The sequence below is a fragment of the Flavobacterium sp. genome (assembly GCF_035456225.1).
Lineage (GTDB): Bacteria > Bacteroidota > Bacteroidia > Flavobacteriales > Flavobacteriaceae > Flavobacterium.
Genome location: NZ_DATIDM010000152.1, coordinates 1 through 23,559 on the forward strand (window position 1 = coordinate 1; position 23,559 = coordinate 23,559).

A 23,559-nucleotide genomic window follows, 5' to 3' on the forward strand; every position below is an offset into this window, starting at 1 on the left:
CGGTTATTCTGATTTTTCTTCGCTGCATATAAATAATAAACCCCGAATTATTTCGGGGTTTATTATTACAACTTTCTTCTTCTCCATATCCAGAAGCATCAATTCTCTTTCTGTTTACTTTGCTACAGAAGAAAGACGCTACACTAAATCATAGCTTATTTTAGCTCAATTGTAACTCATGTTGTGACTCATTCCATTTAACATATCAAATGAAATGAGACTTCTGTTTTTTAAACATTCTCCCTACTATATGTTTTTGGTCCCTCCTAATCTATAAATTCAGACAAGAAAACATTTCAAATACGCATAAAAATATATAGTAAAATATTAATAATCAATGCTTTATGTGTTTTTCTTGATGAGAAAATCGTAACTTTATTGTAAGTAATTAACACATGAAGTCATGAAAAAATATTTACTTTTTTTAGCAATAATCTCATCGTTTATCTCTGGTTATTCCCAAAATTTTGAAAAATTTTTAGGTGGTTCACTAGAAGATAATTTTTATTCCGTTCAACAAACCACTGATGGAGGTTATATATGTACGGGCCAGTATTTTTCTAACGATGGGGATCTTAACAATATTGCGTGCAATACTAACGAAAGTGCAAAAACATGGATCGTTAAATTGAATCATGCAGGAAGTCTCCAATGGCAGCATTGTTTAAGTACACAAATGTTTTATCCCCAAATTCAAAAAACAAATGACGGAGGTTATATAGTAGCCGGAGGTGGCGGTGGTGGGCTCCCGGGAAATCATGGTGCCGGTGATTTTCATATAGTTAAACTGGATTACGTCGGAAACATCCAATGGCAGAAATTATTTGGGAGTTCTGAAGGCGAAGCAGTTTATTCGATACAACAAACCAAGGATGGAGGCTATATACTGGCAGGAGAGACTGAAGGCAACAATGGAGACGTGACTGGAAATCATGGTGCTTTGGATATATGGATTGTAAAACTCTCTGATTCAGGACACGTCGAATGGAAAAAATGTTTAGGAGGATCAGCCTATGAAAGAGCAAATTCCATAGAACAAACTACGGATGGAGGTTATATAATAGCGGGTGTGACTGACTCCAATGATGGTGATGTGAACGAAAATCATGGCGCTATCGATGCTTGGATTATAAAATTGAATAAGAAGGGGAATATTCAATGGCAGAAATGTTATGGAGGTTCCGCTTCTGATGAGGCCTATTCCATCCAGCAAATAAATGGAGGCTATATATTTTCAGGGGCTTCAGTATCAAATGATGGGGATGTGAACGGAAACCATGGAAATGGCGATATGTGGATTGTTAAATTAAACCAAAGAGGGCATATTCAGTGGCAAAAATGTTTAGGGTCTTCTCGGTGGGAAAATGCAGTTATCATAAGACAAACTGCTGATGCTGGCTATCTCGTTGCCGGCAATAGCTGGGATTATATTACTTATATGCCTTCCGATGTTTGGCTGGTAAAGTTGTCTAAATCAGGAATGGTACAATTTCAAGAAACCTACGGTACTCCAAATGGTGATGATTGGATGTATTCAATGGAGGTCACTACCGAGGGAGACTGTGTATTTGCCGGAAGATCGGATTCCATTGGGACTCACGGCCAAATTGATGGCTGGATAGTTAAAACAGGGCCATTAGGGGAACGACCAGCTACTACGCAATCCATTATTGAAAATAGCATTCCGGATAATTCCATCAGTATCTATCCCAACCCGGCAAGCAGTGAAATACGGATAAACATCACTGAAAATATACGGGATCTGCCTTACACTGTCTTTGATCAGTCGGGAAAGTCAGTTATGAAAGGAAAATTAAGCGATTTCAACGGCATTATAAAAATTGATAATCTGTCAAAAGGGATTTATATTTTGAGCATAGGCGACAAAATCAAAACAAACAGAAGATTTATAAAGGAATAATATGATTTAAAGGTAGTATTTCCACAAAAGCATGAAAGAATAAAAAAGGGTTGTTTTATTGAAACAACCCTTTTTTTATTTTTACAACTTTCTTCTTTTCTTTTCCGTATCCAGAAGCATCAATTCTCTTCCGGTTTGTCCCGCCACTGAAGTATTTTCTTCTGCTCTTCGAATCAAATACGGCATAACATCACGCACAGGTCCGAAAGGAAGATACTTTGCCACATTATACCCTTTTTCTGCTAAATTGTAGCTGATGTTATCACTCATTCCGTATAACTGACCAAACCATATACGGTTATCGTTTTTAGCAATGCCCTTCTGCTCCATCAATTCCATCAATTTGTAAGAACTCAATTCGTTATGAGTACCTGCAAAAACCGCCATAGTCTGGATGTTATCCATCATATAAGCAACACATTGATCATAATTATCGTCTGTTGCCTGTTTTGAAGCACAAATTGGGTTCTTGTATCCCTTCGCTTTCGCTTTATCAGCTTCTTTTTCCATATAAGCGCCACGTACTATTTTCATTCCGATGTGGAATCCTTCCGCTTTAGCTTGTACATGAAGTTTTTTCAGATAATCCAAACGATCCCAACGGTACATTTGCAAGGTGTTGAAAATCAACGTTTTCTCTTTATTGTACTTGCGCATCATATCGGTAACCAAATCATCAGCAGCATCCTGCATCCAACTTTCTTCCGCATCAATCAACAACATCACATCTTTTTCATAGGCTGTTTTACAGATCGTTTCAAAACGTGCTACTACATTGTCCCATTCTGCTTTTTCCGCTTCAGTCAATGCTTTCTTTTCGCCTACTTTTTCATATAAATCAATACGCCCTACCCCTGTTGGTTTAAAAACCGCAAACGGAATTGCATCTTTAGCTTTAGCAAACTCTATTGTTTTCAGGGTCATTTGCAAAGCGGCATCAAATTGTGCTTCTTCTTCTTTACCTTCCACGGAATAATCCAAAACCGACGAAACCTTTTTAGTGTACATTTTATCGACAACTTTCAAACAGTCGTTTTCACTGATTCCACCACAAAAATGATCAAAAACAGTCGCACGGATTAACCCTTCCACTGGAAGATGAAATTTTAAAGCAAAATTAGTCAATGAAGTCCCTATTTTTACCAAAGATGGATTTCCAATCATTTTAAAAAGAAAATGTGCTCTGGTTAATTCATTGTTGCTTTTTAGGGCAAAAGCAACCTCTGTATTGTTGAATATTTTTTCCATTGTAATTTAATAAATTTGGTTTACAAATATACGCAGGCTTTGATAATAATTGATAAAAAATACCTTATTTTGCCCCATTATTAACAACTCTTTAAAAAAATGCAGACAATAATTGCAAACGGATATTCAGTCTTTTTTAATGAATTCATTTACATTTACTTAAATTCAATTCTGGATAAAGACGTTTATTCCAAATTATTTATCGTTGTTGATAGTAAAACCAGTGAATATTGCCTGCCGAATTTCATCGCCAATTTAGCTACCGAAGTTCCAATTGAAATCGTCGAGTTTGAATCCGGTGAGCAATTCAAAAATATCGAAACCTGTTTTGAAATCTGGTCGGCTTTCACAGATCTCGGAGCAGATCGAAAAAGCATTGTAATAAATCTTGGCGGTGGCGTTGTAACCGATTTAGGAGGATTTGTGGCTTCCACATTTAAAAGAGGCATCGAATATATAAATGTACCCACTACCCTTTTGTCTATGGTTGATGCATCGATAGGTGGTAAAAACGGAGTCGATTTAGGAAGTCTCAAAAACCAAATCGGAACCATTACCAATCCGAATGCTGTTTTGATAGATACTAATTTCTTGACGACATTACCACAAAACGAAATGCGCTCCGGTCTGGCAGAAATGTTGAAGCACGGACTGATTCAGGACAAATCGTATTGGGATAAATTCAAAAACTTAAGTAATTTAACTACAGACGATTTAGACACTTTAATTTATGAATCAGTTCAAATAAAAAACAACGTTGTCAGTCAGGATCCTACTGAAAACGGAATCAGAAAAGCTTTAAATTTTGGTCATACTTTAGGTCACGCCATCGAAAGTTATCTGTTGGAAAATACAGAAAAAAACACTTTGCTCCACGGAGAAGCTATAGCTGTCGGAATGATACTGGAAAGTTATATTTCGATGGAAAAATCTTTGATTTCAAAAGAAGAATATGCCGAAATAAAAGCAGTTATCAGTGAGATTTTTGGTTTTGTTGAATTCTCGCAAAATGACATCGATGAAATTATAAAATTACTGATCCATGATAAGAAAAACGAGTTCGGAAAAGTGCAATTTGTCCTTTTAAACGGAATCGGTGATATAAAAATCAATGAATCGGCATCAAACGAACTGATTTTCAAGGCATTTGAAGATTACAAAGTGTAACTTTTTTTTATAAAAATCTTTTTTTAAACACTTTAATATTTTTTTACATTTGTGCCAATGAAAAAAACACAGAATACACAATTTCGTACAAATAGAAACAGCAGACAAAACCGGCTACTGTTACGATTACAGCGCATTGTGTTTTCCGTGAAAAGTATTCAGAATTTTGATGTTTTTGAGTTCGCCAATCCACTTCATGACGAACTTCAGATAATATATGCAAATATTAGAGTTTGAAAAGCAAGTTGTTTTAAATAAAAAATAGTAATTTTATAATCTAACAACTTATTATTCAAATGAATACAAAATACTTTGACTTAATCAATCAAACTTTCTATTTCCCTCAGGAAGAATTTACTTTAAATAAAGATAATCTGCAGTTTCATGGTATCGATTTGATGAAACTGGTAGAACAATACGGTACGCCTTTAAAATTCACTTATCTGCCAAAAATTTCCCAAAACATTAATAAAGCCAAAATGTGGTTTAGAAATGCAATGGAGAAACATAATTATGAGGCAAAATATTTTTACTGTTATTGCACCAAAAGTTCTCATTTTGAATTTATTTTAAATGAAGCTTTAAAAAACAATATTCACATTGAAACTTCTTCTGCATTTGACATTGATATTGTGGAACGATTGATGGAAGAAGGAAAAATAAACAAGAATACCTTTGTTGTCTGCAACGGTTTTAAACGTGATCAGTATGTTACAAACATAGCACGTTTAATCAATAACGGACACAGAAATACGATTCCCGTAATCGATAATTTTGAAGAATTAGATTTGTTACAGGAACAAATTGAAGGTAAATTCAAAATCGGAATTCGTATTGCTGCGGAAGAAGAACCAAAATTCGAATTCTATACCTCACGTTTGGGAATCGGATATAAAGACATTGTTCCTTTTTACCGTAAACAAATCCAGGACAATAAAAAAGTGGAACTTAAGATGCTTCACTTCTTTATCAATGCCGGTATCCGTGATACGGCGTATTATTGGAATGAGCTTTTAAAGTGTATGAAAGTTTACATCGCACTAAAAAAAGAATGCCCAAGCCTTGACAGTTTGAACATAGGTGGAGGATTCCCTATCAAGAGTTCATTAGCCTTCGATTACGATTACCAATATATGGTAGATGAAATTCTGAATCAGATTAAAATTGCCTGTGACGAAGCAGAAGTTCCTGTTCCGCACATTTTTACGGAATTCGGTTCTTTTACCGTTGGTGAATCAGGAGGCGCTTTATATCAGGTTTTATATCAGAAGAAACAAAATGACCGTGAAAACTGGAACATGATTGATTCTTCTTTCATCACTACTTTGCCAGACACTTGGGCAATCAACAAACGATTTGTAATGTTGGCCGTTAACCGCTGGAATGATACTTACGAGCGTGTCCTTTTAGGTGGATTAACCTGCGACGGCGATGACTATTACAACTCCGAACAGCACATGAACGCTGTTTATCTTCCCAAATACAATAAAGAAAAACCTTTATACATCGGTTTCTTCAATACTGGAGCTTACCAGGAAACCATTGGCGGATTTGGAGGTTTGAGCCATTGCATTTTACCACAGCCAAAACACATTCTTATCGATAAGGATAAAAACGGAATTTTTGCAACAGAAGTTTTTTCAGAGCAGCAAAAAGTAGAAGAAGTTTTAGAAATTTTAGGATACAACAAGAAAAAATAATTTCATAATAGAAACAAAATGAGTAAAGGACCAATCAGTCAGTTTATTGAAAAACATTATCTTCATTTTAATTCCGCAGCTCTTGTAGATGCTGCAAAAGGATATGAAGAGCATTTATTAGACAACGGGAAAATGATGATTACACTTGCAGGTGCGATGAGTACTGCCGAGCTTGGAAAGTCATTAGCCGAAATGATTCGTCAGGACAAAGTACATATCATTTCATGTACAGGTGCAAATCTTGAAGAAGATATTATGAACCTTGTTGCTCATAATTCTTATAAAAGAGTTCCTAACTATCGAGATTTGAGTCCGCAGGAAGAGTGGGATTTATTAGAGAACCACTACAACCGTGTAACCGATACTTGTATTCCTGAAGAAGAAGCTTTCCGTCGTTTACAATCGCATTTATTTGATATCTGGAACAATGCTGATTCAAAAGGAGAAAGATATTTTCCTCATGAATTCATGTACCAAATGATCAATTCTGGTGTATTGGAACAATATTATGAAATCGATCCGAAAGATTCATGGATGGTTGCTGCAGCCGAGAAAAACTTACCAATTGTAGTACCAGGATGGGAAGACAGTACAATGGGTAATATTTTCTCTTCATACTGTATTAAAGGAGAATTCAAAGCCACCACAATGAAAAGTGGAATTGAATACATGATGTGGTTAGCAGATTGGTATCCTAAAAACTGTGCTGGAAAAGGAATTGGTTTCTTCCAGATTGGTGGAGGTATTGCCGGTGACTTCCCTATTTGTGTGGTTCCGATGTTGTATCAGGATATGGAAATGCATGATGTTCCTTTCTGGAGTTATTTCTGCCAGATTTCTGATTCTACAACAAGTTACGGTTCTTATTCCGGAGCGGTTCCTAATGAAAAAATCACTTGGGGTAAATTAGACATAACTACACCTAAATTCATTGTGGAATCAGATGCAACTATCGTGGCACCGCTAATGTTTGCTTATGTTTTAGGTTGGTAATTTTTTGAAAAAAAAGGAATTTTTTATTTGAAAAATAGAATTTAGGTTATTACATTTGACCAGTTACAAAGATTAAAACACGACGAATGAAAAGAGTAATTGTAGATTACGCCAAGCTAACGAATGAGATCTTAACCCTTTTGGTTGAGAAATTTCCTGACGGATATGATGATTCTGATATTGTCCGTTTCAAAAACGCTAAAAATGAGACTATTGAAGCTGTAGAAGTCCGCACAGAAGACACAATCTACCTTGTAAAAGTAAGTATGAAATTAGCTGACAGAATCGAAAACTATGATGATGAAGACGACGATATTGACGGAGGAGAAGATTCATTAGATGCATTGAAAGAATTGGATATCGAAGATAATGCCGATAATGATGATGAAGAAGAGGATCAGAAAGACGAGCCTACTGATGAAGAGGAAGACAGCGATGAAGACTAAATAAAAAAAGGAACTCAATTTGAGTTCCTTTTTTATTATAAATATCTTTCTTTAAAAACAGCAACATGATGGTTTTGGTGACCGATTATAACAAACCCAGCCGCCCTGACCGACATTACATTATTAGAAGCAATCCCTTTTTTAAGCAAATCTTCTTCCGTAAAACTTTTAAAAAGCATAATTGTTGCATGACGTACAGCTGCAAGTTCTGTAAGCAGTTCTTTTAAATGACGCTTGTTTGCTGTTGGATTAACCACATCCGCAAATTTATTTTCGTCAAAACCTGGTAATGGAGTTTCATCACTTCTCGAAAAACGCAATGCCCGATAAGCAAAGACACGTTCTGAATCAATTATGTGCTGAAGAATCTCTTTAATTGTCCATTTTCCTTCCGCATAACGATAATCAAATTTATCCATTGGAATATCCTGAACAAAGTGAATTGTCTTGTGCAGACTGATTTCCAATTCATCCAATAAATCAGTATCCTGTTCAACCTTATCAATATATGGTTTGTAATGAGGCGAGAATTCATCCGGTGTAAGTTGTTTTGGACTCATATATCAGAATTAAATTAGTAATAAATTTAAATAAAAAACCCGAAGCACTAACTTCGGGTTTTATTTTTTCGATGATTAAAGATCTTTAAAGATGGTATGCATCAAACGTTTTTTATCATTAATGCTTTCTTCAAGAGAAATCATTGTTTCTGTTCTGTATACACCATCAATATCATCAATCATGTAGATTACTTCTTTAGCATGTTTAGTGTCACGTGCTCTGATTTTACAGAAAATATTAAATTTTCCTGTAGTAACGTGAGCTACAGTAACAAACGGAATTTCATTGATTCTCTCCAATACAAATTTAGTTTGTGATGTATTATGAAGAAAAACACCCACATAAGCAATAAAAGAGTAACCAAGCTTTTCATAGTCCAATGTTAAAGAAGAACCCTGAATAATTCCGGCATCCTCCATTTTTTTTACACGAACGTGAACTGTACCAGCAGAAATCAACAATTTTTTTGCGATATCTGTAAAAGGAACTCTCGTATTATCAATTAACATATCCAATATCTGATGATCTACTTCATCTAAACGAAACTTGCTCATAATAAGATTTATCTATTTGTTTTAAAAAGTCAAAATTAAGAATAAAAAATTAATTTTTTATCAATAAAACTTTTATTTTTTTATTTTTTTAGCAATCCATTAACAATTTTACTATGCGTGCCTATTAAAAAATCAGCATCAGAATCAATTACCGGTGAAATACCTTCCTGATTTTCAAACAATTGATTTTGGAAATCATAAGTATAATGACCGAAATTACCTTCTAAACCTTCTATTTGTCGGATTGTTGCTTTAAAAACAACCTTATTATCTAATAGGATTTCGTTGTAATGGGCTGCAAAAGTAATGCTTTTTTCAAAATTATCAAGTACTATTTTGACATTTTTATAAATAAAGTCATAAAAAATAGGTTTATTTTGAGGAATATTAAAATATTCGATTGTTTTGTTGACAAGAATTCGGTTTTCTGAAATAGCCTGTAAAGCCGATAAATACGATATGAAAATCATTTTTCGTGTAGTTTCCCGCTGATAATCATCCTGAAAATGACCGGCTTCAAACAGAATAGTCGGTACTCCTAACGATTGGAACATATCCCCTATACAATTAATATTAAAGGAATCATCAAAACGTCCTACTTGATTTGGTATGTGTTTTTGCAGCTCGGCATCCATTTCAGCAATGACATTTATTGCCTTCTGTCTCACTTCATTAACCTCACGCTGCTCATTGTAAGATGGCGATAAAAAGGAAACTGTTGCCGGATTAGCAGTATCCCCAGCTGCAAATATGGTACGCTGATCATGTAGGTTAAAGCAAAAATCCGGTTGAAAATCCTCAAAAAGCTTTCGAAGTAACTGACTTTCCGGTTGTGATAAGTCTTTAGAATCACGATTCAGATCCACTTCATTGGCGTTTATTCGTGTATAAGCTTCCGCACCGTCCGGATTTAATATCGGAATACATAAAAAAGTAAACGTTTTTTTCAAATCGGAAGCTAAATCCGAATCAGAATTAAGTACGTTAAAAAAATCAAACAGTGCTTTAGTGGTAGTTGATTCGTTTCCGTGCATTTGTGACCACATGTGAACTTTAGTTTTTCCTCTTCCGACTTTAATAGTATAAATCGGTTTTTCCTTTACCGATTTTCCTGCAACAGAAACTTCGAAATCAGTATTTAAGTTTTGTAATAAAGGTTCAATATGCTTGTTGGTAATATACCTTCCGAAGAGTTTTTCCTCTTTATGTTTGTCGAATATAATTGTAAAATCCATGGCTTATTTTTCTATTTACAAAAGTAAACATCTTATTTTTTACATTTGTAAACATATGGGAATCGAATTAAATTTACATTTCTAAACATGAACTATATCCCTATTACAATCATAAACCTCCTTCGGCTTGTAAAAAATTACAACTGTTAATTGCGTGCTATTTGTATTTAAAAATCAATTAGTTATAATCAATTAAATAAAGTTTAAAATTAACTAATTACAGTTATTTACAATTGTAATATTGATAAATAGAACCGAAATGTTTACATTTGTAATTAAGTAATCCATTAAATACAATTTACAATGGTAAACGTTGACGATTTTGTAAAAAGACTCGAAACAGTACTGGAATATTACAGTTTATCAGCTTCATCATTCGCTGATAAAATTGGTGTGCAGCGGTCCAGTTTGTCTCACCTACTCTCTGGCAGAAACAAACCAAGCTTGGATTTTATACTGAAAATAATTCAGGTTTTTCCCGAAGTCGATTTATATTGGATTCTGAACGGAAAAGGAAATTTTCCTAAAAATGATTTTGAGGAGAATACTATCAGAGTTGAAAATCCATCACCTCCATCTACCCTATTTTCTGAAATCGGATCTGAACAAACAAAAAGCGAAATACAAACTGATTTATTTTCGACTGAACCAAGTATCGAAAAAAATCGCGTATTTGAAAATCAAAATAATTTTTTTTCAAATACGCGAAATTTGGAAGAGGCTCAAAACAGCCAGGAAATTGATCGAATTGTTGTCTTTTATAAAAATGGAACGTTCAAAAGCTATTCACCTGAATAATTATTTTTCAGGAACAAAACTATTTTCGGGAACTTTACCCATTACTCCTTTATAATTATGCTGCAGAATTTTGAAATCAGCTTCCTTGTTTCCGGTTGGCAGGAAAGGTTCTGAAATTCGCACTTCTTTCTTACCCCAGTCAAAAGCTACCGGTAAAATAGGAACATTTGCTTTTAGCGCTATATAATAAAAACCGGTTTTCCATTCGGTCACTTTTTTTCTAGTTCCTTCCGGAGCTATCGCTAATCTGAAGACTTCATTATTTTCAAACATTTTTGCAATGGCCTCTACCTTGTTTTCATTTTTCTGACGGTCCAGCGGTGCACCTCCCATCCATCGAAAATAAGCCCCGAAAGGAAATGCAAATAATTCTTTTTTCGCAACAAAATTAATATCCATATTCAAAATTCCTCTTGTAAAAAGTCCGAGATAAAAGTCATGCCAACTTGTATGCGGAACTACGATTAGTACACATTTTTTTACTTCGGGGGGAATGGTGCCTACAATTTTCCAACCCATCAGTCTGAAGAATATAAACTTGTAAAGAATTTGCTTCATTAGAAATAATTTGGTCCAAAAATAGCATTATATTTACGAATAGAAATGCGAAGTGCGATGATTAAAAAGATTTTAAGTTATTTTGTTCCTATAAATATATACCAAAAAAAGTCCGAAATAAACAAAACGTTAGAAGTAACCTGGACAAACGGTGAACTGGTACTCGATTCCAAAAACACCAATTATTCTTATGGCAGTTTGCAGCGTATTCTCAGAAAAGGGCTGCAATATATAGGTTTTGAACGCATCCGAAAATTTGAAAATGTATTGGTTTTGGGGGTTGCCGGCGGTAGCGTTGTTAAAACCCTGGTTGATGAAATCAAGTTCAAGGGAAGTATTACCGGTGTTGAACTCGATCCTACCGTAATCGAAATCGCTAATACCTTTTTTGGTCTGAATCAGATTCCGAACCTTAAAATCATCAATGAAGATGCATTTGAATTTGTACTGAAATCCAAAGATAAATACGATTTGATTATCATTGATATCTTTCAGGATACAAAAATGCCTAACTTTTTGTTTGAAAATTTCTTTATTGAAAAAATCAACGCATTACTGAATGTTAATGGTTTTATTCTGTTCAATACCATGACATTAAACGAAGATGACAAGAATCGGAATATGGCTTACCGTTCAAAATTCAGCGTTGATTATTCGGTTAGGATGTATCCAAAAGTGGAAGATCACAACGAATTGTTTACGATCAAAAGATTGAAATAACCTCTATTTTCGATTAAACCAGTTTTCTCGCTTTTTCTAAATCTTCCAAAGTATCAATGCCGATACTTCCATGTTCGGTTTCCACCATTCGGATTCGCTTTCCATATTCTAAATAACGAAGCTGCTCCAGTTTTTCAGAAGCTTCCAACGATAACATCGGTAAACGGTAAAAATCCATCAGCGCTTCTTTTCTAAACGCATAAATCCCAATGTGTTTCATATAACGAACGCTCACATTCTCTTCTCTGGGATACGGAATTACCGAACGCGAAAAATACAACGCAAACCCTTGTTGATCAACGATTACCTTTACGTTATTAGGATTTTCAATATCGGATTTCTCTTTGATTTCGAACATCAGGGAAGCCAAATCGACTTTCTTATCCGTATCATTTCTGAAGATTTCAATAACCTGTTCCAAAGGTTTTTTGTTGATGAAAGGCTCATCTCCCTGAACATTGATTACCACATCAACATCCATATTTTCAACCGCTTCCGCAATTCGGTCACTGCCGCTTTCATGTTCTTTGATACTCATTATGGCTTTTCCGCCATGGTTCACGATTTCACTGTAAATCAGATCAGAATCGGTTACCACAAATACGTCGTCAAATAGTTTGGTTTCCACCGCCGCTTCATAGGTTCTTAAAATCACTGTTTTACCTCCTAAATCCTGCATAAGTTTGGCAGGAAAACGTGTGGAAGCATATCGGGCGGGGATTACGGCTATTATTTTCATTTTTGTTAAGTGGCTAAGGTTTAAAGTTGCAAAGTGACTAAGGTAAAAAGTTTTTGGTAAGTTGCCAAGTGGCTTTTGTAGTGAAATTCAAATCTGATTCAAAACCCTTATCGGTCGGGTATTATACTTGTTTATTTATCCAAATATTGTTCATTGTCTGTAGTATCAACAACAAACGTTTTAGCCCACATATCACCAAGACGCTGATGTTTGTCCGAATTTTTTATTGCAATAATAGCTGGTATTCCATAAAAAAAAATGTCAATTGGGTCCAGTAAGTGTCTTTTTAATGCGTCTGTAAAATCAATTTTTCTTCGATTCAATGTCAGCACTTTTAAATCAAAAAACTGATGTCCGATTGTTCCGCCATAAGATGATTCAACAATCACAAAGTAAACAAACCAAATAATAGGAACAGGTAAAGCCAATAGTCCGCTTACAGCTTGGTTACCCTCTTCCGTTTCATGTCCAAATAACAATATGTAAGTATAAAAGACAAGAAAAAAAATTCCGTAATCAAAAATAGTTGCAAAAATTCTTTTCTTAAAATTTGTTTTGAATTTAAACGTTGGATTTTCTTTTGTCATTTCAGTTGTTATGATTTGGAATTACTATACATTTTATAACTTGTCACTAACTTTTTCTCCTTTCTCCCTTCTTTCTTCTATTCTCTAACTTTCAAAACACTCATCCTTAAACCCAATCAGATACAATTTATCTTTCGCACGGGTTACCGCGGTATACAACCATCGGATATAATCCCTATCGATACCATCTGGCAAATAAGGTTGTTCAATAAATACGGTATTCCACTGACCTCCCTGCGATTTATGACAAGTTATGGCGTAAGAAAATTTAACCTGAAGCGCATTAAAATATTCGTTGTTTTTGATTTTTTGCAACATTCTGTATTTGCTGGTCTCATCGGCATAATCCATCATCACTTCCTGGTACAACCTATTGGATTCTTCATATGTCAACGAGGGAGATTCACTGGTCAAAGTATCCAAAATCAAAACTGTTTCCAGCGGAATCTGGTCAGGATAATCAACCATTCTGATTTTTACTTTGGCAAACCTAAACCCGTATAATTCTACAATTCTAAAGATTTCAAGTACTTCAATGATATCGCCGTTCGCAATAAAATCAACCGTTTCGTTATCCTTCAGCCAGAAATAATTGTTTTTGACAACCATCAAAAAATCACCTGCCGAAAGTTCACTTTCCTTATCCAGAATCTTCAGCCGGATTTGCTGATTGTATTGGTTAGCACGTTTGTTGGAGCGTACTATAAAACAAGTGTCTTCAATGCTGTAATTCGAATACGCACTATGAATAGCATCCTGAATATCATAGCCGTCTTCCAATCGGATAATGTCTTTAAATCCGCGCAACTGGAACTGAAATGTATCAATAAAATGAGATTTCAGTACTTCACGTAATTCGGTCGCATTGAACAATATGCCCGATTTTTCAGCCTGACGCATAACTTCATCCAATTCAATATGAGGTACTTCCATGTTGTAATTCATGGCCAGTTTATTGATGTCCAAAGCCGGACTTACATCCATCCCCACCGGAGGCAACTGAGCTGTATCCCCAACCAAAACCATCTTACAATTGTGACCCGAATAAATATACATAATCAAATCGTCCAATAACGAACCGTTTTCGTACATACTTGATTCTGTGGGTGAATCCGAAATCATTGAGGCCTCATCGACAATGAAAATGGTATTCTTAAATTTATTGGGCTGCATGGTGAAGGTCACTCCGCCTCCACTCTTTTTTGGAAAATATATGCGTTTGTGAATCGTATGTGCCGGCTTATCGGAATAATTCGCGATCACTTTTGCCGCACGACCGGTCGGTGCCAGTAAAACGTACTTTTTATTGATTTCTATCAGTTGGTTTACAATCGTGGAAATCACAGTTGTCTTTCCTGTACCGGCATATCCTCTCAAAACAAAAATCTCGTCCTGATTTTCATTGGTCGCGAAATCCGCTATCTGCTGAAAAAAAATATCCTGTTTCGATGTGGTCTGAAAAGGAAAATTTTGTTTGAGTAAGGAATAAAACTTGGCTGAAATCATCTGTTTCTTTGAATTTTTGGAGCAAAACTTTTGGCATGAATTAATCCATTTTCCTGCTTTCCGCTATATCTTTTTGTTCCGTAAAAACGAAATAAAAAGGATGCCGCTACAAATGCTTTGCATTCACCGAACCCCAAATAGATATTATCCAAGTGAGGTAATCAGGGCTGAAGAAAAACTTTTGGCTTCTTTTTAGCGTCGATACCTGACAGGTTTAAAAAACCTGTCAGGTATATCAGGGCGTAATAACTCACAAAAGCTGCAACGAGCCAAAGATAACAATGAATTTAAACACAATCTTGGTTTCGGCATGAAAAAAAATGTAAATTTGCCCTAATCGGATTAATCGTATGACTACAGCTACAATTGCTTCCAAAAATTATAAAAAACTATCACTTCAGATTGCCTTAAACGGGCTGTCTTTTTGTGTTTTCGATACTTTGAATGGAAATGTACTCGACATACAGGAAGTGAAATTCAATTATACGCAATCACTGGAAGACCAGTTATGGCGTGCTTTTGTGGATTTTTCTAAACTAACCAAACCTTACGATGAAATTGTAGTTTTACATGACAACAGTTTCAGTACGTTTGTTCCAAAACCTCTTTTTGAAGAAGATTCCCTGGGGAGTTACTTACAGTATAATACCAAGGTTTTTGAATCCGATTTCTTTGCTTACGACGAAATGAATACCTATGATATGAACAATGTTCATGTTCCGTTCGTAAATGTAAACAACTTCCTGATTGATCAGTTTGGCTCGTTTGACTATAAAAATGTCAACACAGTTTTGGTTTCCAGATTATTAGAGTTATCCAAAAACAAGGTAGAAAAACAAGTTTATATTCATTTGCAGGAAACTCATTTTGAAATTGTTATAGCGCATAATCTAAAGTTATTATTATACAATTCATTCGATTACAAAACTCCGGAAGACTTTGTGTATTACCTGCTTTTCACTTTAGAGCAATTACAACTTAATCCTGAAACTGTTTCGGTATTTTTATTGGGTAAAATTTCGGAAGACAATCCGTGTTTTGAAATTGCTTACCGTTATATCCGCAACATTTCATTGTTGGATGTTTCGACTTTAGCATACAATTATTCGATTTCCCAACAAGAAGCACTACAACATTATATCCTACTGAATTCATGAGAATAATTTCCGGAAAATATAAAGGAAGACGCATCAGTCCGCCAAAAAACCTGCCTGTTCGTCCGACTACGGATATGTCGAAAGAAGCTTTGTTCAATATTCTGAACAACTATTTCAATTTCAGCGAATTAAAAGTATTGGATTTGTTTGCCGGAACCGGGAACATCAGTTATGAATTTGCTTCCCGCGGTTGTGAACCCATCACAAGTGTTGACGGCGACATGGGATGTGTCAGCTTTATCAAGAAAACAGCACAGGAATTCGACTTTGACATTACAGCAATTAAAAGCGACGTGTTTAAATTTCTGGAAAAAAGCAAAGCCAGTTACGACATCATTTTTGCCGATCCACCTTACGGAATGGAACAAAAAGAATTTGAAAAAATCATTGAATTGGTTTTTGAAAACGAACTTTTGGAAGAAGACGGCATGATGATCGTAGAACATTCAAAACATACGAAACTGGATCATCTGGAAAACCATTCTTTCAACCGAAATTATGGTGGTTCCGTGTTTTCATTTTTCGAATATGAACACAACGAAGATGAAGAAGAAATCGATGAAGATGGTGATGATGATGAATTTGATAGTTAGAGCTGGGAGTTGAAAGTGAGAAGGGTGCAATTTTAAAGACTTTCAATTTTCAATCCAAAAATCTAAATTTCTAAAAATCCAATTAATCTAAAAAAAAAGCAGACCTATAAGCCGGATTCTGTATTCCGATAAATCGAAACCCTTATCATTTATCTAAATCTCTTGTTACCAAGAGACTCAAGCTGCCTACCCTTCAGCATCGAACGAGCCGCTCTTATTCTGGCGAACCAAAAACTGCTGATATACTTGGCATTTCACCGCATAGAGTTTACCTGATTTCACTACAGCATTACCTGTACATCCTTTCTGTTGCACTTGTCCTCATCTCTCGACGGACGGGCGTTACCCGCTATGCTGCTCTTTGGTGTCCGGACTTTCCTCCCTCCGCTATAACGGACGACGATAAGGCGGTCTGCGTTGCAAACTTACGACAAATATTTGTCTGATATCAAATTTTACAAAAACACTTTAACATTAATTTCTGAAAGAATAGCTTATAAAAATCGTAAATTTAGTACTCATTAAATAAATGCTAATTATTACAATTATCATGGCTCATACTTATAATTATGCCAGTGCATCAAAGGCTTTGCAGGAACTTAAAGAATTAGGTTTTGTGATTGATTACAATATAAACGACAGTGAATTTAAAACCAATCCCCATGATTTTGAAATTGTTCACATTTACAGGTACGAAGGCGATTCCAATCCTGATGACGAAGCAACAGTGTATGGCATAAGATCAAAATCATCAGAGAATAAAAAAGGGGTTTTTGTATCGGGTTTTGCAGCCAATTCCGAATGTGATTCCGCTCGCTATTTAATCGGGTTGTCAATCAAATCAAAAAAAGGACTATAAATAAAAAATTGTTCTTATTAGTTTTCAATTTATCATCATTACATTCAGAATTATTTCTCATCATATAAATTAAACACCTTAACCATGGCTCACCAATATCAATATGCAACTGTTTCCGAAGCTTTAAACGAATTGCATGAAAACGGCTTCACTTACGATTTCAACATCCATGGAGATGATATTGTAAAACATCCTGAAAATTATCAGATTGTCCACGTATACCGATATGAAGGCGACTCCGATCCCGATGACGAAGCAACAGTTTACGGAATAAAATCCTTGAAAAACGGTAAAAAAGGTGTTTTTGTGGCTGGATTTTCTGCTAATTCAGACAATGATGCAGCTAGAGTCCTTCTGGAATTGACAATAAAAAGACGAAGCTGATTTTGTGAATAACTTTTCTCCAAATAATCGAATTGTAGGATTTAAAAAGCAACAAAAATTTTATATTTGTGTCCAATTACAATTCTATGGAACAATTCATCGTATCAGCCCGTAAATACAGACCCCAGACGTTTAAGGACGTGGTTGGGCAACAGGCTATTACGAATACTTTGCTTAATGCCATAGAAAATAATCACCTGGCACAGGCATTGCTTTTCACAGGGCCTCGTGGGGTTGGGAAAACGACTTGCGCGCGTATTCTTGCCCGTAAAATCAATCAGGAAGGTTATGATGATCCGTATGAAGACTTTACCTTCAACGTATTTGAATTGGATGCCGCTTCCAACAACTCGGTCGATGACATCCGTAATCTAATTGACCAGGTTCGTATCCCACCACAAACCGGAAAATACAAAGTATATATCATTGACGAGGTTCACATGTTGTCAACGTCCGCTTTTAATGCGTTTCTTAAAACTTTGGAAGAACCGCCGCGTCATGCCATATTTATATTAGCTACAACCGAAAAACACAAAATCATTCCAACGATTTTGTCCCGTTGCCAGATATTTGATTTCAAACGAATTACCGTTAAAGATGCTAAAGAACATTTGGCGGAAGTAGCGGCAAGTCAGAATATTACTTTTGAAGACGATGCGTTACACATTATTGCCCAAAAGGCTGATGGTGCTATGCGTGATGCTTTATCGATATTTGACCGTGTGGTTTCTTTCTGCGGAAGCAATCTTACGCGTGTAGCCGTTACAGAAAATCTAAACGTACTTGATTTCGAATACTATATAAAGGTAACCGATTTAATTCTGGAGAATAAAATACCGGAATTATTATTGGCTTATAATGATATTTTAGCAAAAGGTTTTGACGGACATCATTTTGTAGCCGGTTTGGCCTCTCATTTCAGGGATTTATGGGTTTGTAAAAATCCGGCGACTTTGGTTTTATTGGAAGCCGGCGAACACGCCCAAAATTTATACCGTGAACAGTCGCAAAAAACATCACAGGAGTTTCTTTTACAGGGAATTGAATTGGCTAATGAGTGTGATTTAAAATACAAAGTATCGCAAAATCAACGTCTTTTGGTTGAACTTTGCCTTATGCAGCTTGCCTCTATCACTTTTGATGGAGAAAAAAAAAAAGCTGAGTCCTTTATAATTCCGCCTACTTATTACAGAAATTCCGCTTACTCTATTACCGAAGTTACTCCTAAAGGTGACATTCCAAAAAATGGCACACAAATTCCAAATCCGGAATTAAATAAAGTAACCGAAAAATTACCGGAAGAAATTTCAAATACTGCTCCGGCAATTGAAACGATTAAACCTGTTGTTCCTGAAATTAAACCGACAATCGCTTCAGAGCCTATGAACGGCACTAAAGTTTCCGCTTTATCATTAGCCAGTATAAGAGCTAAACGTGAATTGGAAGCTTCGCAAAAAGCCAATGTAAAACACTATGATGAACTGCCCAAGGAGTCTTTCACAGAAACAGAAATGCTTCTGCAATGGACCAATTTTGCTCAAAAACTGAGTGATAAAGGCCAAAAAATCATGGCGACTTACATGCTCATCAATGATCCTACATTAGACGGTTTCACGATTAAACTCGAATTGCCTAATGAAGGTTCGAAAGTAGATTTTGATGCCAATAAAAATGAGCTGTTAGGTTACTTGCGTGGTAAACTTCACAACCACGATATTGTAATTGATGTGCATGTAAACGAAGTTACGGAAACAAAATATGCTTTCACTCCGCTTGAAAAATTCGAAAAACTAAAGTCTATCAATCCGGCAATGGAGTTGTTGCGCAGGACTTTTGATTTAGATGTTTAAAGTTAAGGTTTTAAGGTGCTAAGGTATTGAGGTGTTGAAAGGCTAATGCTTTGAAAATTAATTCAGATATCTTTTTCGAAAAAAATAGTGATTGTCATTTTGTTTTATTTCAATTAATAAAGTGTTTTATTCAAAAATTTATTCCAACCGGTCAGTTTTTTGAATAAATCGGTCTGACCAAAATTAATGTCTTTAGAAATCAGGAAGTCACTCAAAACATCAAAATCGCATTTCAATGAATCCAGATTAATTAATACTTCTTTTGTATTTGATTTTAGTCTAACCACGGCTGTTTTAGTGTACAACCACTTAAAATTTTCATTTTTAAATTTATTGGATACGTACAGCTTTAGAACTTTCTGATTAGTTACAAACTTCAATTCCGTTTTCTCTATTTGATCCCAGGGAATTTCCTTTTTTAGAATCCTGTTGTCTAGAATTCCGGTTTCACTTAAAACAAGCTGTGGATGTTTATTTAGTAAGCCTTTCAATGCTACAAACAAAGTTGCCAAACCCAAAATAATTTCCAGAATCCCCATCATTTGAACAGCAAAAATGTCAGATTTCAAACAATAGCGTCCTATCATCAATATTAAAATTGACATCACTGACAATTTAATCATTTTAGGGAAAGAAAAATACAGTTTTAGAGTGGTCATTTTTATTTTAGATATTCTTTTGTTGTTATTTTCTTGCTTGATTTTCTTGACGAAAAAATAATATATCTGCTTTTTACAAAACTTTTGTGCTTTAGCTACTCAAAACCTGCCTATATCCTCCCATTATACATGGCTTTCACAACACCATCGGAAAGTCCGATTTTCGGTACGTAAATATTTCTGGCTCCACTCCATTTCATTGCTTTTAAATAAATTCGAAGAGCGTGAATGATAACGTCGGCGCGGTCGGTGTTCAATCCTAATTCGGCAATGCGTTCTTCGTAGCTTAAAGCATTCAGCTTTTGGTATTCGGCATTGAGGTAAATGTAGGAAAGCGGTTTGTCCTGTGCTTTACCGGATAATTTGAAAATCTTATTAATATTTCCGCCGGAACCAATAAGCGTAATATCGTCATAAGCTTCCGTTTTGGCTTTAATCCATTTTTCAATTTCCAGCCAAACAACATCGTTTACCATATTGTTTAACAAACGTACGGTTCCGTTCTTAAAGGATTTTGAAGCGACCATTTTTCCTTCGGAGAATAATGAAAATTCAGTACTGCCACCTCCAACATCAACGTATAAATAAGTCTGATCTGTTTTTATAAAGTGATGTAAATCGGAAGAAGCGATAATAGCCGCTTCTTTTTTTCCATCGATAATTTCAATTTTTATATCGGCTTTTTTCTTAATGATTTCAGTAACTTCTTTTCCGTTATATGCCTCACGCATAGCGGAAGTAGCACATGCCATGTAACGTTCTACTTTATACACTTTCATCAATAATTTGAACGCTTTCATGGCATCAATCATACGATCGATATTTTCATCTGTAATTTCACCTACTGTAAAAGCATCCTGTCCCAAACGAATCGGTACACGAATAAGGGCACTTTTATTAAACTGTGTTTCTTTTCCGGCTTGTTCTACGATATTCATTATAAGCAATCGCATGGCGTTGGAACCAATATCGATAGCTGCATATTTTTTAATTGAAATCATCTTTGTTAATTCAGTAGTTCTATATTCAGAAATTATAAGTTGGTAAAGTAATTATATGTTTTCAGTCACAACTTCTAATTTATCGCAATAGTACTTATACATTTCCTGTTGTGCACGGAACATTTTTTGATCTGGTTGTTTTCTGTACTTATTATCTAATTTTTCAGAATGCAAACGGGCTTTAACGTTGGCCTTCCATCCTATTTCAAATGTATCCAATAATTCATCTTTAACTTCTTTGTCGTAAATCGGACAGGTAACTTCTACTCTGGCATCGAGATTTCTGGTCATAAAATCGGCAGAAGAAATATAAACCTGCGGATTTCCATCATTTCCGAAAATATACAAACGCGAATGTTCTAAATAGTTATCTACAATACTGATTGCTTCAATATTTTCACTCATACCCGGAACGCCCGGAATCAAAGAACAAATTCCTCTTATAATCAATTGAACTTTTACTCCTGCCCTGCTGGCTTCATATAATTTATCAATCATTTTCAGATCAGATAAACTATTCATTTTCAATTTAATGTAAGCTTCTCTGCCGGCTAATGCATTCAGAATTTCAAGATCAATCAGTTTATAGAATTTGGAACGCGTATAGTGAGGTGAAACCAATAAATGTTTGTAACGGTACACACGATAATTCACATCGAAAAATTCGAAAATTTTTGAAATGTCACGCATTATCTGCACATGGCTTGTCAACAAAGTAACATCTGTGTAGACCTTTGCTGTGCTTTCATTGAAGTTTCCAGTTGAAATTAATCCGTAACGTTTGATTTTACCTTCTTCCATTCGTTCGATGACACAAATCTTACTGTGAACTTTCAAGCCTTTTACTCCGAAAATCAATTCGATTCCTTCCGTCTGCATCATTTCTGCATAGGAAATATTACTGGCTTCGTCAAAACGGGCCTGCAATTCAATTTGAACCACAACTTTTTTTCCATTTTTCGCAGCATTGATAAGTGAACTGATTATCTGTGAATTCTTTGCTAAACGATAAAGGGTTATTTTAATTGAAACCACTTTCGGATCTAAAGCTGCTTCCCGAAGAAACTTAATCACATACGAAAAAGACTGATAAGGTGCATTAATCAGGTAGTCTTTATGTTTAATTTTCTCAAGAATACTTCCTTCCAGATTTAACCCAACCACGGGCAATGGAGGATTCGGCTTCTTCAATAAATCATAACGTCCTAAATTTGGAAAATCCATATAATCACGACGGTTGTGGTAACGCCCCCCTGGTATCAAACTGTCTGTAGCGTCGATTCCCATGCGTGTAAGGAAAAATGCTAAAGTATCTTTTTCAATGGATTGATCATAAACAAATCGCACAGGCTCCCCTATTCGTCTGTCTTTTACACTTGACGAAATTTTTTCCATGAAACTTTTATTCAGATCGGCATCGATATCCAATTCGGCATCACGGGTAATCTTAATCATATGTGCCGAAATACTTTCATATTCGAAAATATTGAAAATATAATGCAGATTGTAACGGATTACATCGTCTAAAAGGATAATGTATTGCTTGTCTGAACTCGACGGAAGCACTACAAATCGATTTATCGTTTTAGGGATTTCAATAACCGCATAACGCGTTTCTTTCTTCTGAACTATTTTGGAAAGAATCGTGTTTTGGGGTTTCGGTTTCATAACCAATTTAACCGCTAAATATCCGGATGTATCTTTGAGTAATGGGAATTCGTCCAAATCGTTAAGGATAATGGTAATCAATTCGGGGCTGACTTTCTGGATGAAAAAATCCTTAATAAAGTTTTGTTGTTCCTTATTGATTTCGTTTTCGTTGATGATGAAAATGTTTTCCTTTTCCAACATTTTTTCAATAACACTCAACGTCCTTAAACTTTCTGATTGTTGTTCAATAACGATTTCTGTAATTTCTTTGAGTAATTGTTCAGCGGTAATCCCGCCAAGAATCTTCTCACCGGAAATACCTTCTGAATTTAATCTGCGGATGGCGGCATAACGGACACGGAAAAATTCATCCAGATTATTAGAAAAAATACCCAGAAAACGAAGCCTGTCTAATAACGGAACCGTTTCGTCTGCAGCTTCCTGAAGTACTCTTGCGTTAAAGGCTAACCAACTTTTTTCTCTGTCTATATATTTATTTTCCTGTGTAATACTCATGATTTTAACTGACTCGGAAAAATCGTTTTTACAATTTTTCCTCTTTGTATATTTTTCCAATCTTCTTCTTCAAACTTTAAGGAGACAAAACCCGATGTGGGAACATTATCTATATAGGAATCCCCAAATTTATTAACAAAATTTGTGATTGCCTCAT

At 35.3% G+C, this 23,559-nt stretch carries 23 protein-coding genes and 1 other RNA gene; 12 read left to right on the top strand and 12 right to left on the bottom strand.

What is annotated here, in order from left to right:
* The first annotated feature begins 403 nt into the window (after positions 1–403).
* Positions 404–1,921 carry a T9SS type A sorting domain-containing protein gene (locus VLB74_RS08910; protein ID WP_325203107.1) on the top strand — a complete coding sequence of 506 codons (1,518 nt, stop codon included), beginning with the start codon at positions 404–406 and terminating at the stop codon, positions 1,919–1,921.
* 81 nt (positions 1,922–2,002) lie between these two features.
* Here the strand turns inward: VLB74_RS08910 and VLB74_RS08915 are convergent, their stop codons facing one another.
* Positions 2,003–3,169, bottom strand: coding sequence for a proline dehydrogenase family protein (locus VLB74_RS08915; protein ID WP_325203108.1), 1,167 nt, complete (start codon positions 3,167–3,169; stop codon positions 2,003–2,005).
* A gap of 99 nt (positions 3,170–3,268) precedes the next feature.
* On the opposite strand from VLB74_RS08915, the gene aroB reads away from it, so the two are divergent.
* The 4 genes from aroB to VLB74_RS08935 all read left to right on the top strand — a co-directional run bounded on the left by aroB (position 3,269) and on the right by VLB74_RS08935 (position 7,475).
* Positions 3,269–4,336, top strand: coding sequence for a 3-dehydroquinate synthase (aroB, locus tag VLB74_RS08920; protein ID WP_325203109.1), 1,068 nt, complete (start codon positions 3,269–3,271; stop codon positions 4,334–4,336).
* Positions 4,337–4,632: 296 nt separating this feature from the next.
* A complete protein-coding gene (locus VLB74_RS08925; protein ID WP_325203110.1) occupies positions 4,633–6,036 on the top strand; it encodes a type III PLP-dependent enzyme domain-containing protein in 1,404 nt (467 codons plus the stop codon).
* Between the two features lie 18 nt (positions 6,037–6,054).
* Positions 6,055–7,029: a deoxyhypusine synthase family protein gene (locus tag VLB74_RS08930; RefSeq protein ID WP_325203111.1), complete on the top strand. Its 975-nt coding sequence runs from the start codon at positions 6,055–6,057 to the stop codon at positions 7,027–7,029.
* An 86-nt stretch (positions 7,030–7,115) separates the two neighbouring features.
* Positions 7,116–7,475 (top strand): DNA primase, encoded by a 360-nt coding sequence (locus tag VLB74_RS08935; RefSeq protein ID WP_325203112.1) that lies wholly within the window; start codon positions 7,116–7,118, stop codon positions 7,473–7,475.
* A gap of 35 nt (positions 7,476–7,510) precedes the next feature.
* On the opposite strand, the gene VLB74_RS08940 is transcribed toward VLB74_RS08935, so the two are convergent.
* The 3 genes from VLB74_RS08940 to VLB74_RS08950 form a co-directional block, all read right to left on the bottom strand.
* Entirely contained in the window at positions 7,511–8,035 is a 525-nt protein-coding gene (locus VLB74_RS08940) for a DinB family protein (protein ID WP_325203113.1), read from the bottom strand.
* Between the two features lie 75 nt (positions 8,036–8,110).
* On the bottom strand, positions 8,111–8,590 hold the full coding sequence (locus tag VLB74_RS08945) for an Lrp/AsnC family transcriptional regulator (protein WP_035629822.1): 480 nt from the start codon (positions 8,588–8,590) through the stop codon (positions 8,111–8,113).
* Positions 8,591–8,670: 80 nt separating this feature from the next.
* Positions 8,671–9,825 (bottom strand): M14 family metallopeptidase, encoded by a 1,155-nt coding sequence (locus VLB74_RS08950; protein ID WP_325203114.1) that lies wholly within the window; start codon positions 9,823–9,825, stop codon positions 8,671–8,673.
* Positions 9,826–10,128: 303 nt separating this feature from the next.
* On the opposite strand from VLB74_RS08950, the gene VLB74_RS08955 reads away from it, so the two are divergent.
* Positions 10,129–10,623, top strand: a complete 495-nt coding sequence (locus tag VLB74_RS08955; RefSeq protein WP_325203115.1) for a helix-turn-helix domain-containing protein — start codon at positions 10,129–10,131, stop codon at positions 10,621–10,623.
* Here the strand turns inward: VLB74_RS08955 and VLB74_RS08960 are convergent, their stop codons facing one another.
* The gene (locus VLB74_RS08960) at positions 10,624–11,181 is read right to left on the bottom strand and encodes a 1-acyl-sn-glycerol-3-phosphate acyltransferase (protein ID WP_325203116.1); all 558 of its coding nucleotides are present in this window, start codon (positions 11,179–11,181) and stop codon (positions 10,624–10,626) included.
* Positions 11,182–11,238: 57 nt separating this feature from the next.
* Between VLB74_RS08960 and VLB74_RS08965 the strand changes: the two genes are divergently transcribed.
* Positions 11,239–11,901: a spermidine synthase gene (locus VLB74_RS08965; RefSeq protein WP_325203117.1), complete on the top strand. Its 663-nt coding sequence runs from the start codon at positions 11,239–11,241 to the stop codon at positions 11,899–11,901.
* A 13-nt stretch (positions 11,902–11,914) separates the two neighbouring features.
* Here VLB74_RS08965 and kdsB read toward each other — a convergent pair whose 3' ends face one another.
* From kdsB to VLB74_RS08980, 3 genes are all read right to left on the bottom strand, one after another.
* On the bottom strand, positions 11,915–12,640 hold the full coding sequence (kdsB, locus tag VLB74_RS08970) for a 3-deoxy-manno-octulosonate cytidylyltransferase (RefSeq protein ID WP_325203118.1): 726 nt from the start codon (positions 12,638–12,640) through the stop codon (positions 11,915–11,917).
* Between the two features lie 131 nt (positions 12,641–12,771).
* Positions 12,772–13,227, bottom strand: coding sequence for an RDD family protein (locus VLB74_RS08975; RefSeq protein WP_325203119.1), 456 nt, complete (start codon positions 13,225–13,227; stop codon positions 12,772–12,774).
* A gap of 84 nt (positions 13,228–13,311) precedes the next feature.
* Complete coding sequence (locus VLB74_RS08980) at positions 13,312–14,733, bottom strand: ATP-dependent DNA helicase (RefSeq protein WP_325203120.1); 1,422 nt, start codon at positions 14,731–14,733, stop codon at positions 13,312–13,314.
* Positions 14,734–15,083: 350 nt separating this feature from the next.
* Between VLB74_RS08980 and VLB74_RS08985 the strand changes: the two genes are divergently transcribed.
* A complete protein-coding gene (locus VLB74_RS08985) occupies positions 15,084–15,890 on the top strand; it encodes a DUF3822 family protein (RefSeq protein ID WP_325203121.1) in 807 nt (268 codons plus the stop codon).
* Positions 15,887–16,483 carry a 16S rRNA (guanine(966)-N(2))-methyltransferase RsmD gene (gene rsmD, locus VLB74_RS08990; protein ID WP_325203122.1) on the top strand — a complete coding sequence of 199 codons (597 nt, stop codon included), beginning with the start codon at positions 15,887–15,889 and terminating at the stop codon, positions 16,481–16,483. The genes VLB74_RS08985 and rsmD overlap by 4 nt, the downstream gene beginning before the upstream one ends.
* Before the next feature lie 91 nt (positions 16,484–16,574).
* On the opposite strand, the gene rnpB is transcribed toward rsmD, so the two are convergent.
* An RNA gene (gene rnpB / locus VLB74_RS08995) (RNase P RNA component class A) lies at positions 16,575–16,902 on the bottom strand.
* Between the two features lie 110 nt (positions 16,903–17,012).
* Between rnpB and VLB74_RS09000 the strand changes: the two genes are divergently transcribed.
* The 3 genes from VLB74_RS09000 to VLB74_RS09010 all read left to right on the top strand — a co-directional run bounded on the left by VLB74_RS09000 (position 17,013) and on the right by VLB74_RS09010 (position 19,576).
* Positions 17,013–17,342: a hypothetical protein gene (locus VLB74_RS09000; RefSeq protein ID WP_325203123.1), complete on the top strand. Its 330-nt coding sequence runs from the start codon at positions 17,013–17,015 to the stop codon at positions 17,340–17,342.
* Positions 17,343–17,426: 84 nt separating this feature from the next.
* Positions 17,427–17,726: a hypothetical protein gene (locus tag VLB74_RS09005; protein ID WP_325203124.1), complete on the top strand. Its 300-nt coding sequence runs from the start codon at positions 17,427–17,429 to the stop codon at positions 17,724–17,726.
* An 86-nt stretch (positions 17,727–17,812) separates the two neighbouring features.
* Positions 17,813–19,576 carry a DNA polymerase III subunit gamma/tau gene (locus tag VLB74_RS09010; RefSeq protein WP_325203125.1) on the top strand — a complete coding sequence of 588 codons (1,764 nt, stop codon included), beginning with the start codon at positions 17,813–17,815 and terminating at the stop codon, positions 19,574–19,576.
* Between the two features lie 113 nt (positions 19,577–19,689).
* On the opposite strand, the gene VLB74_RS09015 is transcribed toward VLB74_RS09010, so the two are convergent.
* The 3 genes from VLB74_RS09015 to ppk1 form a co-directional block, all read right to left on the bottom strand.
* Positions 19,690–20,235, bottom strand: coding sequence for an STM3941 family protein (locus VLB74_RS09015; protein WP_325203126.1), 546 nt, complete (start codon positions 20,233–20,235; stop codon positions 19,690–19,692).
* Positions 20,236–20,345: 110 nt separating this feature from the next.
* Entirely contained in the window at positions 20,346–21,236 is an 891-nt protein-coding gene (locus VLB74_RS09020; RefSeq protein ID WP_325203127.1) for a Ppx/GppA phosphatase family protein, read from the bottom strand.
* Between the two features lie 51 nt (positions 21,237–21,287).
* Positions 21,288–23,402, bottom strand: a complete 2,115-nt coding sequence (ppk1, locus tag VLB74_RS09025) for a polyphosphate kinase 1 (protein WP_325203128.1) — start codon at positions 23,400–23,402, stop codon at positions 21,288–21,290.
* Between the last annotated feature and the right edge of the window lie 157 nt (positions 23,403–23,559).